The organism is Pseudomonas sp. FW305-3-2-15-C-LB1, from assembly GCF_058787615.1.
In genome coordinates this window covers 45,722-63,872 of record NZ_JBYSZX010000001.1, presented here as the reverse complement: position 1 = coordinate 63,872, position 18,151 = coordinate 45,722, and the positions used below count along the sequence as shown (strand labels likewise).

Genomic DNA, 18,151 nt, shown 5'->3' with positions numbered 1-18,151 from the left:
AGGCACTCGTTGCAACAGATACAGGGGCGTCGCCAAGCGGTAAGGCAGCAGGTTTTGATCCTGCCATGCGTTGGTTCGAATCCAGCCGCCCCTGCCATTTTCCTATACTCATCCAGGTTACCCTCAGCCTCTAGGTACTGCGCGTGTCCAAGATGATGGTCTTTACGGGGAACGCCAACCCCGATCTGGCTCGACGTGTCGTACGTCAGCTGCATATCCCTCTCGGTGACATCTCTGTCGGTAAATTCTCCGACGGCGAAATTACAGCCGAGATCAATGAAAACGTTCGCGGTAAAGACGTCTTCATTATTCAGCCGACTTGCGCTCCGACCAACGATAACCTGATGGAACTCGTCGTGATGGCTGATGCCTTCCGCCGCTCCTCAGCGACTCGAATCACAGCTGTAATCCCTTACTTTGGTTATGCCCGTCAGGATCGCCGTCCGCGTTCCGCACGTGTGGCCATCAGCGCGAAAGTCGTTGCTGACATGCTGACCGTGGTAGGCATCGACCGTGTTCTCACGGTTGACCTGCACGCTGACCAAATCCAGGGGTTCTTCGATATTCCGGTAGATAACATCTACGGCTCCCCCGTATTGGTGGATGACATCGAAGACCAGCGCTTTGAAAACCTGATGATCGTGTCCCCGGACATTGGTGGCGTCGTGCGTGCACGGGCCGTTGCCAAATCCCTGGGCGTGGACCTCGGGATCATCGACAAACGCCGCGAGAAAGCCAATCACTCTGAAGTGATGCATATCATCGGTGATGTCGAAGGGCGTACCTGTATTCTGGTTGATGACATGGTCGACACCGCCGGCACCCTGTGCCACGCGGCGAAAGCCTTGAAAGAGCACGGTGCGGCCAAAGTCTTCGCCTACTGCACACACCCTGTGCTGTCGGGCCGAGCGATCGAGAACATCGAGAATTCCATGCTGGACGAACTGGTGGTGACCAACACCATCCCGCTGTCCGCTGCTGCTCAAGCCTGTTCGCGTATCCGTCAACTGGATATCGCACCGGTTGTTGCCGAAGCGGTTCGCCGCATCAGCAATGAAGAATCGATCAGCGCGATGTTCCGCTAAGGGTCAAACCTTCGGCACATCCCACTGACGAAAAGCGCCCCGCCCCGACATTCTGTTGGGGCGGGGCTTTTTTGCCCATGTCGAGGCCGGCGCTGGTCGCAAACGCCGCTCGATGATGGCTATTTTGGAGATACAAAATGACTGACTTTACTCTGAACGCCCAAGCGCGTACTGACCTGGGGAAAGGTGCGAGCCGCCGCCTGCGTCACGCCGCCAACATCCCAGCCGTTGTATACGGTGGTAACAAGCCTGCTGAATCCGTGACCATCCTGGCCAAGGAAATCGCCAAGCTGTTCGAAAACGAAGCGGCCTACAGCCACGTTATCGAGCTGAACGTCGACGGCGCCAAGCAGAACGTCATCGTTAAAGCGATGCAGCGTCACCCTTCCAAGCAATTCATCATGCACGCTGACTTCGTTCGCGTTGTCGCTGGCCAGAAACTGACCGCTATCGTGCCAGTGCACTTTGTGGGTGAAGAAGCTCCGGTCAAGAAAGGCGGCGAAATCTCGCACGTTGTGAACGAAGTTGAAGTAACTTGCCTGCCGAAAGACCTGCCTGAGTTCATCGAAGTCGACCTGTCGGCCGCTGAAATCGGCACCATCGTTCACCTGTCCGACCTCAAAGCCCCTAAAGGCGTTGAGTTTGTCGCACTGGCTCACGGTGATGACAAAGCAGTTGCCAACGTTCACGCTCCACGCGTTGCTCCAGAAGCTGAAGAAGGCGCTGCAGAGTAATCCACTCTGTATTGCCGGAGCTTGAGGAAACATCGCGGACCGAAACGTAGCGAGAAAGCGGGCGATAACGCGGCGTTTACTCTTGAGTAAATGATGTAGTGTCGTCCACTTTCGCCGCACTCAGGTCTGGCGATGTTATCCACAACTCCAAAGGAAGGGCCCCTGTCGTGACTGCCATTAAACTGATCGTTGGCCTGGGAAATCCAGGCGCCGAATACGAACAGACGCGGCATAACGCGGGGGCCCTTTTTGTTGAGCGCATCGCCCACGCACAAGGTGTAAGCCTTGCGGCCGATCGCAAATATTTCGGCCTGACCGGGCGCTTCTCGCATCAGGGCCAGGATGTTCGTCTACTGATTCCCACCACCTACATGAACCGCAGCGGCCAGGCTGTGGCGGCGCTTGCGGGCTTCTTCCGGATCAAACCCGAAGAAATCCTGGTGGCCCATGACGAACTGGACCTGCCACCCGGCGTTGCCAAGCTCAAGCTCGGCGGCGGGCATGGCGGGCACAACGGCCTGCGCGACATCATCGCGCAGCTGGGTAATCAGAATAATTTCTACCGCCTGCGGCTCGGCATTGGCCACCCAGGCGTCGCCAGTATGGTTTCAAATTTCGTCCTGGGTCGTGCGCCACGCGCCGAACAGGAAAAACTCGATGCCAGCATCGACTTTGCCCTCGGCGTGCTGCCGGATATCTTCGCCGGTGAATGGAACCGCGCGATGAAAAACCTGCACAGCCAGAAGGCCTGACTCTTACCGAGGGGAAACACCATGGGATTCAATTGCGGCATCGTCGGCCTGCCCAACGTCGGCAAATCCACCCTGTTCAACGCCCTGACCAAGTCCGGTATCGCAGCGGAGAACTTCCCCTTCTGCACCATCGAGCCCAACAGCGGTATCGTGCCGATGCCGGATCCACGCCTGGACGCCCTGGCGGCCATCGTCAATCCCAAGCGCATCCTGCCGACCACCATGGAATTCGTCGACATCGCCGGCCTGGTTGCTGGTGCGTCGAAAGGTGAAGGCCTGGGCAATAAGTTCCTCGCCAACATCCGCGAGACTGATGCCATCGCCCACGTGGTCCGCTGTTTTGAAGACGAGAACGTGATCCACGTCTCCAACAGCGTCGACCCGAAACGCGACATCGAGATCATCGACCTGGAACTGATCTTCGCCGACCTCGACAGCTGCGAGAAGCAACTGCAGAAAGTCGCGCGCAACGCCAAGGGCGGCGACAAGGACGCAGTGGTCCAGAAAGGTCTGCTTGAGCAACTGATCGCGCACTTCACCGAAGGCAAGCCGGCACGCAGCCTGATGAAGAACATGGGCGCTGACGAGAAGGCCGTGATCAAGGGCTTCCACCTGTTGACCACTAAGCCTGTGATGTACATCGCCAACGTCGCTGAAGACGGTTTCGAGAACAACCCGTTGCTCGACGTAGTCAAGGCCATCGCCGACGAAGAAGGCGCCATCGTGGTGCCGGTGTGCAACAAGATCGAAGCGGAAATCGCCGAGCTTGATGACGGCGAAGAAAAGGACATGTTCCTCGAGGCCCTGGGCCTGGAAGAACCTGGCCTGAACCGCGTGATCCGCGCCGGTTACGAAATGCTCAACCTGCAGACCTACTTCACCGCCGGTGTCGAAGAAGTCCGCGCGTGGACCGTCAAGGTCGGTGCTACCGCACCACAGGCTGCTGGGGTGATCCACACGGACTTCGAAAAAGGCTTTATCCGCGCCGAAGTGATTGCCTACAACGACTTCATCCAGTTCAAGGGTGAGGCCGGTGCCAAGGAAGCGGGCAAGTGGCGCCTGGAAGGTAAGGAATATATTGTTAAAGATGGCGACGTGATGCACTTCCGTTTCAACGTGTAAGTATTACCTGCCCTCTAAACAGTAAAAAAGCCGATGCTTAGCATCGGCTTTTTTGTGGGCGACTATTTATATATCGCACCGATTAAAAGTTTAAGCCAAACATTCAGAAAGCTTCAGACTTCTCCTATCGCCTCTTTGGCCGTTAGCTAAAACACAAAGCATCAATATTAGAATACAACTTATCTTACGCAGCCTGAGGTACATAAAGACCCAAGGAGCACGTGACAACCGTCTTAAAATTCTATCTACTGAAGCGAGCCTTCGACAGCATTACCTGCAATGACGTAATAGCAATTATGGAGTTATCATTCGATGTCGGCGCTCGACCACATGGAAAATGAGACGGAGTTATACCTGATTGACGACCCCGATATTAGAAGCATGTTGGGTAGCACGGCTACGTTTAACATCGATATCTTATTACTAGGGGAAACCGGCACTGGCAAGGATACATTGGCTCAGCGAATTCATCATCTATCCGGCCGGCGGGGTAACTTCATCGCCGTAAACTGCGCAGCTATCCCTGAAAGTCTCGCCGAAAGCCAATTGTTCGGCGTCAACAGCGGCGCTTATACCGGCGCGATACAATCACGCGCCGGTTATGTCGAGGCCGCCCACCTGGGCACGCTGTACCTGGATGAAATCGACAGCATGCCACTGAGCCTGCAAGCCAAATTGCTGCGCGTACTGGAATCACGCGGCGTGGAGCGCCTGGGTTCGACCCGCTTTATCCCGGTGGACATGCGCGTCATAGCGTCAGCCCAGCATTCGTTGCACGAAATGGTAGAGCAAGCCACCTTTAGGCGCGACCTGTACTTCCGCCTGAACGTAGTCAACATTCAGCTACCTACCTTGCGGGATCGACGCGACTGTATCGTTTCACTGTTTCTGGAGATGATCCAGAAAGAAGCAGAATATTTCAAACTTCCTGCCCCTCCTCCACCCGAGAGCCTGCTGCAGCAGCTGTTCGCTCACTCTTGGCCGGGCAACGTTCGCGAGCTGCGTTCAACGGCGAAGCGATTTGTATTAGGACTGCCAGTGCTCTCAAATTCGCCCACGCCCCACCAGGACAAAAAAACAAGCCTGAAGTCAAGTCTGCAGCAAATAGAGAAAATGCTGATTGAGGCGTCTTTGCGCCGCCATGGATACTGTGTAAATACAGTGGCCACTGAATTAAGTGTTTCCAAGCGTACGCTGTACCACAGGATCAAACATCTGGAAATTTCACTGGCGTGAGGCCAATGTCGTTCGTTTTCTGACTAAAAGGCCACAGTGTTTTAATCATAAACATCCCTGGAATGCCTAGCCTATCAAGGCATTGGCTGCATACATAAATACACTCATTGAAATATACAATTAGAAACATTTAATCCCGGCGCACAGGGAACCCAACCTTCTCGACAGCCACACAGATAACACCCAAGCAATTATATGCTGGGATAACTAAACTCAAATATAGCTAGGAGATCATATGACTAATCCAGTCGGTCAAGGCTACGCTCCCAATTTCCAATACCCTGGTCTAAGTGACGCAGAGGCGGAGAGTAAAATAATAAAGGAGAAGATCCTAAGAGACACCTTAGATAATAACTGGCTAGGCGCCGAGATGAAAAACGTTAACGACATGCTACAAAAAGCCAAAGGTCAGTAAATAATCAGTTGATCTACCGGTTGCCTCTTGTCCCTATGGACAAGAGGTAACCCTGTTGCCAGCCTAAAGGTCACTACATCTGCTCTCATACAAAGTTACTTTACGTAATCAATGAGCCCACATGCCATGCGAATAAAAGAAACTTACTTTTCAGATCAGTCCGATAGCGATGGCGTTACCTACTCAGCATCTGAGCAACCAGTTTCCGGTAGTGATGCTAGTTTTTTTTCATCAATGCTTGAAGGCTCAAGCGATGCGAAGGCAGTGCCCTCAAGGTCGGCTGCCCCGCAGCTTTTTATTGAGGCATCCAATCAGCTCAGCGCCTCAATGAACCGTTTTACCAAACTGGTCCGCGCACCTAAAAAAGAGCTGGATTTTGAAGTCTACAAAACGTTCCCTCGCGACTTCTTCAACGCACAACTTACTCCACATCTATTGACGAAATGCCTCGCCAAGACGACCCAAGGCCTCGACAAAATATGTAACCTGCAGTAATGACAATGAGCCCTTCTCTCCTTGCCGTCATGTTCATTGGTATTGTATCCCTATTAGGCGGATGCAGTGATCGCGTGGAACTTCATCGCCAGCTCTCCGAACAGGAGGCCAATGAAGTCGTTGCCGAATTGGCTGATAAACATATTCGTGCCACCAAATTTCCGGCCAAGGACGGTGTTGTCATCACGGTTAACACCGCTGATATCGGGCGTGCCGTAAGAACGCTGGAAGCCGTAGGACTACCCAGAGTCGCGCGCACCACGCTGGGGGATACATTCCGCAAGGAAGGGGTAATTTCAACGCCGCTGGAGGAACGGGCACGCTACATCTATGCCTTGTCCCAGGAACTTGAGGCCACCTTGTCCAACATTGACGGCGTCATCGTCGCACGCGTGCATGTGGTACTGCCTGAACGCATCGCTCCGGGGGAGCCAGTACAACCGGCATCTGCTTCTGTATTCATCAAGCACGACCCACGGCTGGACCCCGATAATATCAGAGCACGGATCCGCAGATTGGTGGCGAGCAGTATCCCTGGCATGTCTACGGCAGTGGACAACTTGCAGAAACTCTCGGTGATATTCGTGCCTGCGGCGATTTACCAGGAACCTCAACGGCTAGTGTACTTCGGCCCTTTCCTGGTGCCCGGGGATGATCTCGGTTTCTGGCAAACCAGCATGATCGTTTTACTACTCGGCATGGTCTCGCTACCGCTCGCCATATTGTTCCTATACAAACGGCGTCAAAACGGTCTTCATCAGGCGGGCTCAACCGACAAATCAACGGTTTCGACTCATGACGCCTAGTCTCGACCATCAGTTTCATGAACACCTGTCGTGGGCGCGATGGTGGGTGTATCCCTGGCAATCTGCCCACGAAGACTGGAAGGGCGAAGAGTACACTGTGATTGAAACGCTTTTTCGTAGTGGACAGTCAGCACCCGACAACCTCTCAGGTTATGCAGCCTGTTTGCCCGTTGACCCACACCCCACAGTAATCCGCCTGGTTCTGGCCTCGAGGGAACAACTCAACCTAATGTTGGCGTTGGTTCACGACACCTTTAACCCCCAGGACTCAGCCCTCCTGACTAACATTCATCACCAATGGTGCAGGCGTCTTTCCAAGGCGCTGCCCCCCGTGATGCTGCCGCCCGGTTCTGACCCGCTACAACTGCTCTATAGCTGGGTAGAACCCGCGATCTGGCAGCGTCTTAGATTGCGATTCCCCCGTAAATGTGTAATCGAGATTGAGGCAAAACACCCTCTGCACGGAATCACAGGTAACCGACTCGACACACTCTGGCAGGCCGTCGTATGGCGCGCTACTACATCGGAGATGTGATGACATGCCCACCGCAGACACACGTGAGGAGTTCAACAATGTTATGCCGCTCCAACATTGAGTTATCCGGGCGCTCGTCTAGCGTGCCACGCAACATAATCCCTCGGGAAGAGCTAGCAGACTGGAAGCATGCTAATCAGCTGTTGCGTGACACAAGCATTCAAGCTGAGGAGTTGATCAGGTGTGCAGAAAAACAATGTGAGGAGTTGCTGGAAAAGGCCTCGCTTGAAATCTGGCAACGCGCCGACGCTCAGCTCAAGCGGTGGGAACGTAGTAGGCAAACGATGTGCGACAACTTAGAGCATTACGCCACCCAGATCACCAAGCAGGCTATTGGTAGCCTGCTTGACGAGACTGTAGCCTCCCAACGAGTGGCAGCCCTCGTTAAGCAATTGCTGAAAAGCCAAGTCGATGAAATCAGCGCGACACTAATGTGCCACCCACATGACCTTACAGAAGTAACGCACTGTTTAGCCCATCATGGGAGCACGCTCTGGAAGCTTACCGCCGACAATTCAATCCACTCCCAAACACTTGTATTGAAGACAGACGAAGGAGATTTCCGAATCAGCTGGCACGACATGCGCAACGCTCTTTACGAACAAGGCAAAGATCGTTGGATCGATGTCTGACCTCGCGACGCTCCAGTCGTTTATTAATATTCCCTATTTAGCAATGAATTTTCCACTCACTCGACAATCATCAGTCATACAGGTAGATCATGGACTTCTATAGCACCTTCACTTCAGAAGTTACAAGAATCCGGAAGAACGCTGACAAGGAATTCAAGTCTTTTTTCAGTGAAGCGTCACCCGACAATTGGGATGGCGAACTTTTTTTCAGGTTGGCACTTAACAAAGAGATGGCCAATTCGTTTGATCAGGATCACGCAAAACTTGTCAATCAGTCACTCAAAACTACCATTGATTTTTTCACGTAAATGAACCATTCAATTGGCAACTGGCTGTGCAACAAAGAAGAACAAATGACATTATTTGAAGAGGACGGTGACGTCACCTTGACTAATCAGACAAACGTTCTGTTGCTTGGCGCCGAACTGTCTTCAACTCGAACTGACGGCGTCGCTCTACAGTATTGGACGCGCCTGGGTACCGCCAGCCTCGCGCATTTCCAGCGGGCACTGGCTCAGAATCGAAACACGGGTGCGCTATGGCTTACTCAGCGTCTGAAAGGCGAACTGAATGAGGCGCATGTGCTCAACTGTGTGGTCGCCTTGCTCAATCAGCGCGATACATGGCGAGCCATCTTCGCACGTCTTGGGCGCCCCTCCCTGAGCGTCAAGCCCTTCCCACTACGTTCACAGTTGTACTAACCAGAGCACTTTCCATGAATAACAAGACCCGCGAGCGCAGGAGTCTGCGTTTTTATTCGCCCGGCGTTTTATCAAAATGCGCCCTTTGGTGCAGCCTTTGCCTGCTTTGCTCGCTATTGATCCCGCTAAGCAGCACGTTGGCTGCCGTTCCCGCAGAATGGAAAAATACCGCCTACGCCTACGAGGCGGAGCACAAACCCCTACGAGACGTACTCGAGGACTTCGCCCAAACCTTCGGTACTCAATTGCAAATCGAAGGCCTGCTGGAAGGCAACGTCAACGGCAAGATCCGCGCGAATACTCCTCAGTCACTGCTGGACAGACTAGGGATTGAGCATCGCTTTCAGTGGTATCTCTACAACAACACCCTCTACATCAGCACGCTGGACCAACAGGACTCCGCGCGCCTGGAAGTCTCGTCGGAAACGATCAGCGACCTCAAGCAGGCGCTGACTGATATCGGACTGCTCGATAGCCGTTTCGGCTGGGGAGAATTACCGGAAGATGGCGTGGTACTTGTCTCCGGCCCCAAGCGCTACATCGAACAGATCAAGCAGTTCAGCAGTCAACGCCGCTCAGCGGATGAAAAACAGAGCGTACTGAGTTACCCGCTGAAGTTCGCCAACGCAGCTGATCGCCAAGTGGACTATCGCGGCGAAAAACTCAATATCCTCGGCGTCGCCAGCATTTTACGAGGGTTGCTGGAACCACGTTCTGGCTCAGCACTCTCCGCCCTGAGCCAACGCCCCACGCACCAGCCTGCTTTTATCACGCCAAACGTACCTCGGCTGGGCAACCCGCTGCTGGGCCAAATGCTCGGTGCAAACGGCAACACAGGGCAAGTGGACGCAGGGCCGGCGCTGCCCCCACGAGCACCGGTATCCGGCGGCCGAATACGCGTCGAAGCCGATGTGCGCAACAACGCTGTGCTGATTTATGACTTGCCTGAACGCCAGGCCATGTACCGCGAGCTAATCAACCAGCTCGACGTCGCGCGCAAGCTGATCGAAATCGATGCGATCATTCTCGATATCGATCGTACGCAGTTGCGCGAATTCGGGGTGAACTGGGGCTTCCAGAACAGCCGCTTCAAGGTCAACATGGCACCCGGTACCTCATCGCAATTGTCGATTAAGAACCGTGACCGTTTCTACGCCGATATCCGCGCGTTGGAAACAAAGGGACTGGCAACCATGGTCTCGAACCCTTCAGTGCTCACCCTGGAAAACCAACCAGCGGTAATCGACTTCAACCGCACCCAGTACCTCAGTCGTGGCACTGAATACGCAACAATTTTGCCGGTCACCGTGGGCACCAGCTTCCAGGTGGTCCCCAGGGTTACCACCAGTCGCGGCAGTCACCAGATCCATTTGGCAGTGGACATTGAAGATGGCAATTTCGACGAGTCCAACCCTGACCCCAACCACCTTGATGTCCGCCGGGGCAAGGTCAGCACCCAAGCCGTAATGGCGGAAAAGCGCTCGCTGGTGGTTGGCGGTTTCCAGGTCACTGAAAGTGCCGACAAGCAAAGCAAGATTCCCCTCCTGGGCGATATCCCACTGTTGGGCAAAGCGTTGTTCTCCTCGACAGAACGCCAGAACAATCGGCGCGAACGCTTGTTCATCCTCACCCCACGGGTTATCGGCGACCAGGACGATCCGTCGCGTTACTTGCCACAAGCTGACCAAGCCGAGCTGCAAGCCGCCCTCGCACCGCTGGCAAGGCGCTACTCCCCCCATCAACCGGTAGTAAAACGCAGTGACATCATTACTACCCTGGCACATCTGGTCAGTGGGGAAGTGCCCAAACCTTTCAAGGCGGCACCGATGCCCCTGGGACTGAACACTTTATGCAGCACCCGAGATTTGCTCGCGCTGAATACCGGACGCAGCCAATGGTACGCAGGCCCGGAATTCAACGTAGCGGTGGTGGTGTTGCGCAACCAGTTCAAACGTAACGTACGTATCGACGAGAAAGAGTGCAGCACCGCGCAGACCCTGGCGGTCACCGTATGGCCGCGTGCGTGGCTCAAGCCAGGTGAAGAGGCCGAAGTGTTTATCGCCATGCGCACCGTGGTGAAGGATGAACACCTCAGCGTACCCCGCCCTTCCTTGATCACTCCAGCTCAGAAGGCCCAACCATGAAACACAGCCCGTTATGCGTCATCTTGATCGGCCTGGCATTGCTCGTCAGCGGCTGTACGCCCACCTGCAAAGGCGATTCGTGCTCACGCCCGCAATCGACCAAGGACCAGATGGTGATCTGGTGGCCGTCATCCATGCGCGCCGAACCCGGCCCCGCCGGCGAGCGCCCGGACTACCAGACGGTGTCGCTGGAACGATGAGTCGCCAGGAAATGCCTGACGATCAACGCCAGGTGTTTCTGGACAGTCTGGTGAGTGGCTCTGCCACTCACCAGACCCTTGTACCCGGTAGTGTGTGCACTGCGCGCAGGGAACCGCCCCGGCATTGCCTTGCAGGCCGGCCAATTGCAACCCGTGTCGGAGCGACGCTTTGAGCAGGCACTGGCATTCGATGGGTGTTTTGTTTACCTAGACGCCCAGTACACGCTGGTGATCTGGCACGCACTGCCTGCAACCCACAGCACGCTGGACAGAATCCTTAGCCGGATGCTTTAACTGGCCAACCTGCAAGCCTTGGACATTGGCTCAAACCGCTGATCAACGGCGTTCAAGCTCCGGCAGTTCGAGGGTTTCGCGCTTGGCTTCATCATCGAGTTCGCGCAAGGTGCGGTAAATCAGCGCCACCGCCTGCAAGGTCTCGCGAGGGATGCTTGCTCCCAGCTTATTCGTGTAGAGCGTGCGAGCCAGCCATACACATTGGATCACCGGCACATCAGCCGCCTTGGCGCGCTGGATCAGTTGGCGGGCCTCAGCATCCGTGCCTTTGCTGACCAGCAAGGGCAGCGGCGTTTTACCTGGGCGGTAGTACAAGGCGACTGCAAAGTGCGTCGGGTTGACCACCAGCATGTCGGACTCTTCCAGTTTGGGCAGTTTGACCTTGGGTTCTTCCTGAGCCAATTGATACGCCAGTGAACGCCGCTGGCCTTTGACGTGAGGGTCGCCCTCCATCTCCTTGTACTCTTTGACCACCTCGACCTGGGTCATGCGCATGCGCTTGGCGAAGAAGTGCTTCACCATGACGAAGTCGATAAGCGCCAGTACCAGCAGCATGCCAAGGCAGGCATGCAGCAAGTGGCGAAACAGCGCTATCAATGCCAGTAGGTAACTTTGCAGATCACTGGTAGCCAAGTTGATCAGCGTACCCAATGAGGGCCAGATCACCACATACAGAATCAAAGCGATAAGGCAGGCTTTCACGATGCTCATCAGTAGGTTCATCAACTGTTGGGCAGAGAACATTTGCTTGACTTGACTGAGCGGATTGAGGCGGTTGAAATCCAGCTTCAGGGTCTCTGGTGCAAACAGCATCCCGAACTGCATCCAACTGCTGATCAGCTTGGTGGTAATTGCCATTGCGGCCATCAGCAGAGCGAATGAGAAAAACACCACCATCCCTTCAAGCAGCACCTCCTCCAACGCTCGCACAAAAGGCTGAGTCAAACGTGATATCGGCAGCAGCATCAGTTGCTGGAAGCGTTGCAGGCTAGTCTCGGCAGTGAACAGGGCAATCTCGCTGATGGCCGTCAACGCCAGCAGCTTTGACACATCCTGGCTTTGGGCGACCTGGCCTTTCTTACGCTGGTCACGCAGTTTCTTGGCTGACGCCGGGTGCTTTTTTTCGCCGGAATCACTCATGGGATGGCGACCTTGATCAGCAGCCTCAACGAGTGTTTAAGATCGCCCAACAACCCCATGCGCCCGATGATCAGGTCCTGCAACAGCGCAAAGTAGAGCAAGAGGATACCTATTCCCGCCAGGCTCTTGACCGGTGGTGCCAACGTACTCACTTGTAACTGCTGGCTGTAAACCCCAAGTAGCGCGATGCCGAACTCCAGCAACAACAGCACCGCAATAAACGGTGCAGCGTAGAGCATCATGTGCCTAAAGGTGTCGCCCAACAGGTCGATGAATACGCTCATGCCATTTGCTGCCGGCAGCGGGAACCACACCGTGGGTGGCCAGATCAGGTAACTGTCCCAGATCACTTGGGTCAGCGTGCCCAACCCCAGGCTCACCATCAGCAGAAAAATCGCCAACTGCTTGAACAAGTGTCCGATCGGCGTCGCATCCGGCCCCAGCGATGGGTTGAGCTGCCCACCGGCCAAAGCGCCGCGCTGGTTATCGAGCAACGCCCCCACTGACTCAAACATCCAGAACGGCATCGACAGCAGCACACCCATCAGAATCCCCAGGGCCACCTCCTTGAGCACCAGCGCACTCAGCAGCATCGCGGAATAATCCTGACCTGCCAGCGCCGCATGAATACCCGGTGCAGGTATCAATGCCAGGACCATCACGATGGTATGCCGCGGCATGCCCTTTATATGCTGAAAACAGAACGCCGCCACCAGGATGCCACAGGGGTAGATACGCGCCATGCCGACCAAAAGGCTGGGCAAATACTCGAGATACAGCAGCACGGGCAGAGTCTCAGTTCAGGGCCGATCGGCCGATCATGTCAAAGGTCAGGTTGATCAGTTGGATCAGCTCCACGCCAATCCAGCGGCCGGTCATGATCAACGTGATACCCACCGCCACCAGCTTGATGCCGAAGGGTAACGTCTGGTCCTGCACCTGCATCAACGCCTGTACCAGAGACGTCATCACGCCCACCACCACCGCCACGATCAACGGCGGTGCCGATAGAACAACCACCAACAGCATGCCCTGCTTGAACAGCACAATGGGTTCCATAAGCCACTCAGAGATAGGAGAGGAACAGACTGTCAAGCAACCGTGACCAACCGGACACCATCACGAACAACAGTAATTTGAGCGGCAAGGAAATGGTCATCGGCGAGACCATTTGCATGCCCAACGCCAACAGTAGGTTGGAGACAATCAAGTCGATGACAATGAAGGGGATATAGATCAGGAAGCCGATCTCGAACCCCGCCTGCAGTTGCGACAGCACAAACGCCGGGATCAACAGAATCAAGTCTTCGCGTTGCACCTCCCGGGCCAGTTGAGCGGGCCACAGACGTGACGTGTTTTCCAGCAGATGTGTCAGCACATCCGGGTCGACGTTACGCAACATGAAGGCACGCAACGGTTTAATCGCTTCACTTCCCGTCTGCAGAAGCGTCTGCACATTGCTCAGGTCCAGCGGTGCGGCTTTGATGTTCTCAGCTATTTCATACCCCACCGGCGCCATGATAAATAGCGTGGTTGCGAGCGCGATGCCATTGATGGCCATGCCCGGCGGCACCTGCTGCACACCAATGGCGTTACGGGTGATCATCAGCACTATCACGATCTTCAGGAACGCCGTGCAGACGATCAACAGCATGGGCATCAATGACAATGCCGCTAAAAAGACCGCCAGGACTAAGGGGTCCAACCCCTGAAGTATCATCGGCCGAACATCACACGGGATAACTGCAAGCCCAGACGCCCGTCGACTTCAACCAACTGTCCCTGGCCAATCGGTCGATCGCCATAATAGAGGCCAGCCATGCCTGGCGCATAACCGGCGATGCCCAGCACCGCGCCCGGCGCGAGGTTACGCAACTCGCCCAGGGTCAAGTTCAACGTGCCGCAGCGCACGTTCAGCGCCATGCTCAGTTCGTCGAACGGCTCGTGACCGAATACGTCCATCACAGGCTCATCACCCTCATCCCCAGCGTAGTCGGGGGCTAGATATTCTTCGTCCACAGACGTCTCCTCAATTGAAGTAAGGGTCAGGCCTAACGGCCCGCTGTCATCGTCAATGCGCCCATACAGTCGCTGTGTGCCAACCTGTAGGTAGCCGCTGCCCTCGGCCACAAAGAAGCTCTGCTCAAGCACCAGCACATCACCAGTGCGCAGGCTGCGTACCTGGGCGATCGGCAACTGCAGGCGCCCCAGGGTCACTGCAATGGTCAACCGAAACGACGCGGGCATCGGTCGGGCCGTGGCGCGCCATGGGCCGGCGTCGCACAACACCAGAAAACTCTCGGGAGCCAGCCACACATACCCTTCGACCCGGGCGTTACCCAGGGCCACACTGAGCCGGCAGCCAAACGCCTTGGGGAGTTGTTCGGTCTCCAGCAATCGCACATAGCCCAACACGGCTTTCACCTGAGGGCTCAGGTAAAACTGGAACAACGCCCAAAACCAGGAATCCGGATCGTTGCCGGAGGGGGCTAACGTCACGGGGCATTCACCCAGCAGGCTGAGCAACGGCCCAGCTTCAGCGAGAGCCAGCACGCCACACGCGGTTTCGAAGAACATCGCCTGGCCACCGGCGGGAGCACGTCCAGGTTCGAGCAGCATCTGACCTGCCTGCCCGGCCACATGGAACACCAAGCTCATGCCGCGTCCCAGTCGACGTCGCGCAGCAGCTATGTCGCCGTTGATCGAAGGTAATGTCAAAAGCGGCACTATCATGTGCTGCCGATAGTAGGTAGAGACAGGCTGACCGACCGCCCCAGCGTCAGTGCAAACCGATCTTCACACTGTTGCCGTACGCCGCTAAGCCAGCGTGCGGTCGCCTCCTCTTGCGCTTCCAGATCGATACTCCAGCTACTCTGTTCGCGGCGCACACTGGCGTTGATCCGCCCCAGGCGGGGCAAGTACAACACAGCTTGGAGCGGCCACTGCGAAGTGGCCTGCAGACGAGGCACCAGTTGCTCGGTCAGCGCCTCAATCATGGCCGTGCCGCCCGAGGCTTTTGTTCCCCGCAGGGAACCTCGATCGCCTGACCCCTCATCGTCACCGGCCCAGAACTGGGCGAACAACCGCGTCAATTCCGCCGGCACCACGCCCGCAGTTCCCGGCTCTCGTTCCTCTCGTGACTCATTCGAGCGTGGGCGTTCAGCAGGTTTGTCTGATACCTGGTTCATGTTGGCTCCTGTGCCAGTAAAAGAGATAGTTCCTGGAGTTTTTCCACCTGTCGCAGGCAATCGGTCACCTTTTTCTGAGCAGTGCCAACGCGGGCTTGCTTGTCTTCCCGCTGGTCTTGCAATGCCGCCAATTGCCCCATTTCTCTGCGGGTAGTGGCGGACAACGAGCGCTCCTGAGCACTCCAGGATTTCAGGGCCTTAAGGGTCAATACCTGACCCTGATGCTGATCGAGCAATTGAGTACTTCGTCGAGCCTCCTCCTGCCGAGTCTGCTCAAGTGCATCCTCGGCCTGCCGGATATGCGCAAACAGCGCCTGTTGGGCCCGCTTGGCCTCACGCAAGGCACGCTCTGCCCGGTCCGCTCGGTGGCGGCGCAGGCGTCGCAGCGTCTCGACTTCACCGAGCAGCACATCAGAATGGGACATAGGCAGTCAGCTCCTTGAGTTGATCCAGTGTCGCGGTCATCGGCGAAGGCTCACGCAAGTCCTGGCGCAAGAAACCATCGACAGCCTGGCGACTCTCCACGGCAAGGTCGGTCAGGGCATCACTTCCAGACTGGTACTCCCCCAGCTTGAGCATCAGCTCGATCTGCTGATACGCCGACAACAAACGTCGCAACGCAGTACCCGCCTGGATATCCGCAGGCTCGGCGACGTTGCTCAAGATCCGCGACAAGCTCGCCAGCACATCGACCGCAGGATAGTGCCCACGCTCGGCCAACTTACGGGACAGCACGATATGACCATCGAGCAACGAGCGAACTTCATCAGCCACCGGGTCGTTCATGGAGTCCTGCTCGATCAGCACCGTATAGATCGCCGTGATCACGCCCTCATTCGTTAACCCGGCGCGCTCTACCAGCCGCGGCAACAGGCTGTAGACAGAAGGAGGAAGGCCGCCGCGACCAAGGGGTTCGCCAGCCGCCAGGCCGATTTCACGCTGGGCCCTGGCAAAACGGGTCAGGGAATCGATCAGCAGCAACACACGCTTGCCCTTGCGGCGAAAACCTTCAGCCAGCGCGGTCGCCGTAAATGCTGCACGTGCTCGCTCCATGCTGGAACGATCGGACGTGGCACACACCAGCACCGCCTTGGCACGCAGTTGTGCATCGAGCTCATGATCAAGAAACTCGCGCAGTTCGCGACCCCGTTCGCCGATCAGGCCAAACACGATGACGTCGCACTCCACGTTACGGGCGATTTCGGCCAACAGGGTTGTTTTGCCACACCCTGCCCCCGCGAACAGTCCTACACGCTGTCCTTCGCCCAGCGTCAGCAAACCATCGATCGAGCGAACACCGGTTGCCAGTGCACGGTTGATCCGTGGCCGTTCGGTGGGCAATGGCGCCTCACACAGGACTGCGCTGGTATCCGCCAAGTCAGCTTCGACAAACGCGCTGGGCCCATCTCCCGCGATCGCCCGCCCGAAACCGTCCAGCACCTGGCCCAGCAGTGCCTCGCTGACCCGTACCCGATGGGATACCCCTAGGCGCTCGACACCAGCGCCCACCTGTACACCTTCCAGGTTGCCCAAGGCGCTGAGTACGGCATCCTGCTGGTCAAAACCGATGATCTCGGCGAGCATGCAGTCGCCTGGCCTTTTCTCCACCTGGCACAAATCCCCGATACGCGCCTGGGGCAATCGGCACTGCAGCAACATGCCATTGACACGCTGGATCCGCCCACGCATCGACACGGGCGCGAAGGCGGCCAACGACTGGACCTGATGCTGGTGCCAAGCGTCGAGACGCGCCTGTACTTCCGTGCTCACCAGCGCACCTCATAACGCTGCGCGCCGTCGAACACCACTTTGCCATTGTCGATCAGCACCAGGCGCAGGCCATCCACTTCATCACCAACAAACAGCCGGCTACCTTCCTCCAGCACGACGTGACCATTGGCTCCTCCCACAATCTGCACAATCTTGAACGGCAAGGCTCCATCGCGCGCGCGCACACGGCTGATCACCGGTACCGCGCTGTCGTATTGTTCGCCAAAACGGTTGAGCATGCGTGCGACCAGCTCTACATCGTCCTGGGAAACGTCGCCATCGAGCGCGACCTGGCCATTGATCACCTGCAAGTTGACGCGCTGGCTCAACTCGCGTTCGTTGAGCATCTTCAACAGCTGTTGGCGCACGTCGAACGGTGAGGCCAACGCCTGCTTCTGCACCACCGGCGGCCTCAAGGACGCCTTGGCCTCCGGGTCCCCGGTGTAGGCCATGCCCACCACGATGAAGATGACCGTTATCGCCAGCACCAGGCTGACCAGGCGCTTTTGCTGGGAGTGGGAGATGGTAGACAAGTTGAGTTGCCGCGCCGGCTCATTGAGCGCGGGCGGTGCTACCGGTGCAGGAGCGGGTGATTGAGGCCAGGGCTCATCGGCCAGACTGACACACAGACGCACGCCTCCCACTGAAAATACATCGTTGAGCGCCAGACGCGCGATCTGAGCCAGCACCTGACCATCAGCCCCGCGCAACAACCCGGCCTCGGCCTGCACCGACCAGTTCGCATCAATGAGCCTCAGCCTTGCATGCTGCTCGGCGATACCAGGATCGTGCAGTAACAGATCGGCGTCGGTGTGAGCACCGATGCTCCACTGCTCCCCAAACAAAGGCAGCGCTGCCCCCTGGTGCAGTCCATCAAGCACGCGTAACTCAAACATCATCAA

Annotated in this window: 21 protein-coding genes, 1 tRNA gene and 1 pseudogene; 14 read left to right on the top strand and 9 right to left on the bottom strand. The window is 56.4% G+C overall.

What is annotated here, in order from left to right:
* Nucleotides 1-22: 22 nt before the first annotated feature.
* The 14 genes and pseudogenes from AC3WP7_RS00330 (at nt 23) to AC3WP7_RS00265 (ending at nt 11,151) form a co-directional block, all read left to right on the top strand.
* Nucleotides 23-97: transfer RNA gene (locus tag AC3WP7_RS00330), tRNA-Gln, on the top strand.
* A 46-nt stretch (nt 98-143) separates the two neighbouring features.
* On the top strand, nt 144-1,085 hold the full coding sequence (locus tag AC3WP7_RS00325) for a ribose-phosphate pyrophosphokinase (RefSeq protein ID WP_003208392.1): 942 nt from the start codon (nt 144-146) through the stop codon (nt 1,083-1,085).
* A gap of 137 nt (nt 1,086-1,222) precedes the next feature.
* Nucleotides 1,223-1,819 (top strand): 50S ribosomal protein L25/general stress protein Ctc, encoded by a 597-nt coding sequence (locus AC3WP7_RS00320; protein WP_092240582.1) that lies wholly within the window; start codon nt 1,223-1,225, stop codon nt 1,817-1,819.
* 167 nt (nt 1,820-1,986) lie between these two features.
* Entirely contained in the window at nt 1,987-2,571 is a 585-nt protein-coding gene (pth, locus tag AC3WP7_RS00315; RefSeq protein WP_071491035.1) for an aminoacyl-tRNA hydrolase, read from the top strand.
* 21 nt (nt 2,572-2,592) lie between these two features.
* Nucleotides 2,593-3,693, top strand: a complete 1,101-nt coding sequence (gene ychF, locus AC3WP7_RS00310; RefSeq protein WP_003171595.1) for a redox-regulated ATPase YchF — start codon at nt 2,593-2,595, stop codon at nt 3,691-3,693.
* Between the two features lie 312 nt (nt 3,694-4,005).
* Nucleotides 4,006-4,929 carry a sigma 54-interacting transcriptional regulator gene (locus AC3WP7_RS00305; RefSeq protein ID WP_092240579.1) on the top strand — a complete coding sequence of 308 codons (924 nt, stop codon included), beginning with the start codon at nt 4,006-4,008 and terminating at the stop codon, nt 4,927-4,929.
* Between the two features lie 235 nt (nt 4,930-5,164).
* Complete coding sequence (locus AC3WP7_RS00300) at nt 5,165-5,344, top strand: hypothetical protein (RefSeq protein ID WP_092240577.1); 180 nt, start codon at nt 5,165-5,167, stop codon at nt 5,342-5,344.
* A 126-nt stretch (nt 5,345-5,470) separates the two neighbouring features.
* The gene (locus tag AC3WP7_RS00295) at nt 5,471-5,839 is read left to right on the top strand and encodes a hypothetical protein (protein WP_092240575.1); all 369 of its coding nucleotides are present in this window, start codon (nt 5,471-5,473) and stop codon (nt 5,837-5,839) included.
* A 5-nt stretch (nt 5,840-5,844) separates the two neighbouring features.
* Nucleotides 5,845-6,645, top strand: coding sequence for a type III secretion system inner membrane ring lipoprotein SctJ (sctJ, locus tag AC3WP7_RS00290; protein ID WP_092241378.1), 801 nt, complete (start codon nt 5,845-5,847; stop codon nt 6,643-6,645).
* Nucleotides 6,646-7,218: 573 nt separating this feature from the next.
* Entirely contained in the window at nt 7,219-7,812 is a 594-nt protein-coding gene (sctL, locus tag AC3WP7_RS00285) for a type III secretion system stator protein SctL (RefSeq protein ID WP_092240573.1), read from the top strand.
* Nucleotides 7,813-8,120: 308 nt separating this feature from the next.
* Nucleotides 8,121-8,513 carry a type III secretion protein gene (locus tag AC3WP7_RS00280; protein WP_102591639.1) on the top strand — a complete coding sequence of 131 codons (393 nt, stop codon included), beginning with the start codon at nt 8,121-8,123 and terminating at the stop codon, nt 8,511-8,513.
* A gap of 14 nt (nt 8,514-8,527) precedes the next feature.
* The gene (gene sctC / locus AC3WP7_RS00275) at nt 8,528-10,657 is read left to right on the top strand and encodes a type III secretion system outer membrane ring subunit SctC (protein ID WP_102591640.1); all 2,130 of its coding nucleotides are present in this window, start codon (nt 8,528-8,530) and stop codon (nt 10,655-10,657) included.
* Nucleotides 10,654-10,857: an HrpT family type III secretion system protein gene (gene hrpT, locus AC3WP7_RS00270; RefSeq protein ID WP_092240568.1), complete on the top strand. Its 204-nt coding sequence runs from the start codon at nt 10,654-10,656 to the stop codon at nt 10,855-10,857. Before sctC ends, hrpT begins: the two co-directional genes overlap by 4 nt.
* Before the next feature lie 11 nt (nt 10,858-10,868).
* Nucleotides 10,869-11,151: pseudogene (locus AC3WP7_RS00265) on the top strand (transcriptional regulator).
* Nucleotides 11,152-11,193: 42 nt separating this feature from the next.
* Here AC3WP7_RS00265 and sctU read toward each other — a convergent pair.
* The 9 genes from sctU to AC3WP7_RS00220 are packed head-to-tail and all read right to left on the bottom strand — an operon-like array spanning nt 11,194 to nt 18,145.
* Nucleotides 11,194-12,291 (bottom strand): type III secretion system export apparatus subunit SctU, encoded by a 1,098-nt coding sequence (gene sctU, locus AC3WP7_RS00260; RefSeq protein WP_092240566.1) that lies wholly within the window; start codon nt 12,289-12,291, stop codon nt 11,194-11,196.
* Nucleotides 12,288-13,076 (bottom strand): type III secretion system export apparatus subunit SctT, encoded by a 789-nt coding sequence (sctT, locus tag AC3WP7_RS00255; RefSeq protein WP_092240564.1) that lies wholly within the window; start codon nt 13,074-13,076, stop codon nt 12,288-12,290. The genes sctU and sctT overlap by 4 nt, the downstream gene beginning before the upstream one ends.
* Before the next feature lie 10 nt (nt 13,077-13,086).
* Nucleotides 13,087-13,350 (bottom strand): type III secretion system export apparatus subunit SctS, encoded by a 264-nt coding sequence (gene sctS, locus AC3WP7_RS00250; protein WP_065888055.1) that lies wholly within the window; start codon nt 13,348-13,350, stop codon nt 13,087-13,089.
* Nucleotides 13,351-13,357: 7 nt separating this feature from the next.
* A complete protein-coding gene (gene sctR, locus AC3WP7_RS00245; protein ID WP_092240562.1) occupies nt 13,358-14,011 on the bottom strand; it encodes a type III secretion system export apparatus subunit SctR in 654 nt (217 codons plus the stop codon).
* The gene (locus AC3WP7_RS00240; protein WP_102591641.1) at nt 14,008-15,024 is read right to left on the bottom strand and encodes a FliM/FliN family flagellar motor switch protein; all 1,017 of its coding nucleotides are present in this window, start codon (nt 15,022-15,024) and stop codon (nt 14,008-14,010) included. Before AC3WP7_RS00240 ends, sctR begins: the two co-directional genes overlap by 4 nt.
* Nucleotides 15,021-15,479 (bottom strand): type III secretion system HrpP C-terminal domain-containing protein, encoded by a 459-nt coding sequence (locus tag AC3WP7_RS00235; RefSeq protein WP_102591642.1) that lies wholly within the window; start codon nt 15,477-15,479, stop codon nt 15,021-15,023. Before AC3WP7_RS00235 ends, AC3WP7_RS00240 begins: the two co-directional genes overlap by 4 nt.
* Nucleotides 15,476-15,904, bottom strand: a complete 429-nt coding sequence (gene sctO / locus AC3WP7_RS00230; protein ID WP_092240557.1) for a type III secretion system stalk subunit SctO — start codon at nt 15,902-15,904, stop codon at nt 15,476-15,478. The genes AC3WP7_RS00235 and sctO overlap by 4 nt, the downstream gene beginning before the upstream one ends.
* Entirely contained in the window at nt 15,891-17,249 is a 1,359-nt protein-coding gene (locus AC3WP7_RS00225; RefSeq protein ID WP_092240555.1) for a FliI/YscN family ATPase, read from the bottom strand. The genes sctO and AC3WP7_RS00225 overlap by 14 nt, the downstream gene beginning before the upstream one ends.
* The gene (locus AC3WP7_RS00220; RefSeq protein ID WP_170856030.1) at nt 17,246-18,145 is read right to left on the bottom strand and encodes an FHA domain-containing protein; all 900 of its coding nucleotides are present in this window, start codon (nt 18,143-18,145) and stop codon (nt 17,246-17,248) included. Before AC3WP7_RS00220 ends, AC3WP7_RS00225 begins: the two co-directional genes overlap by 4 nt.
* Nucleotides 18,146-18,151 lie beyond the last annotated feature (6 nt).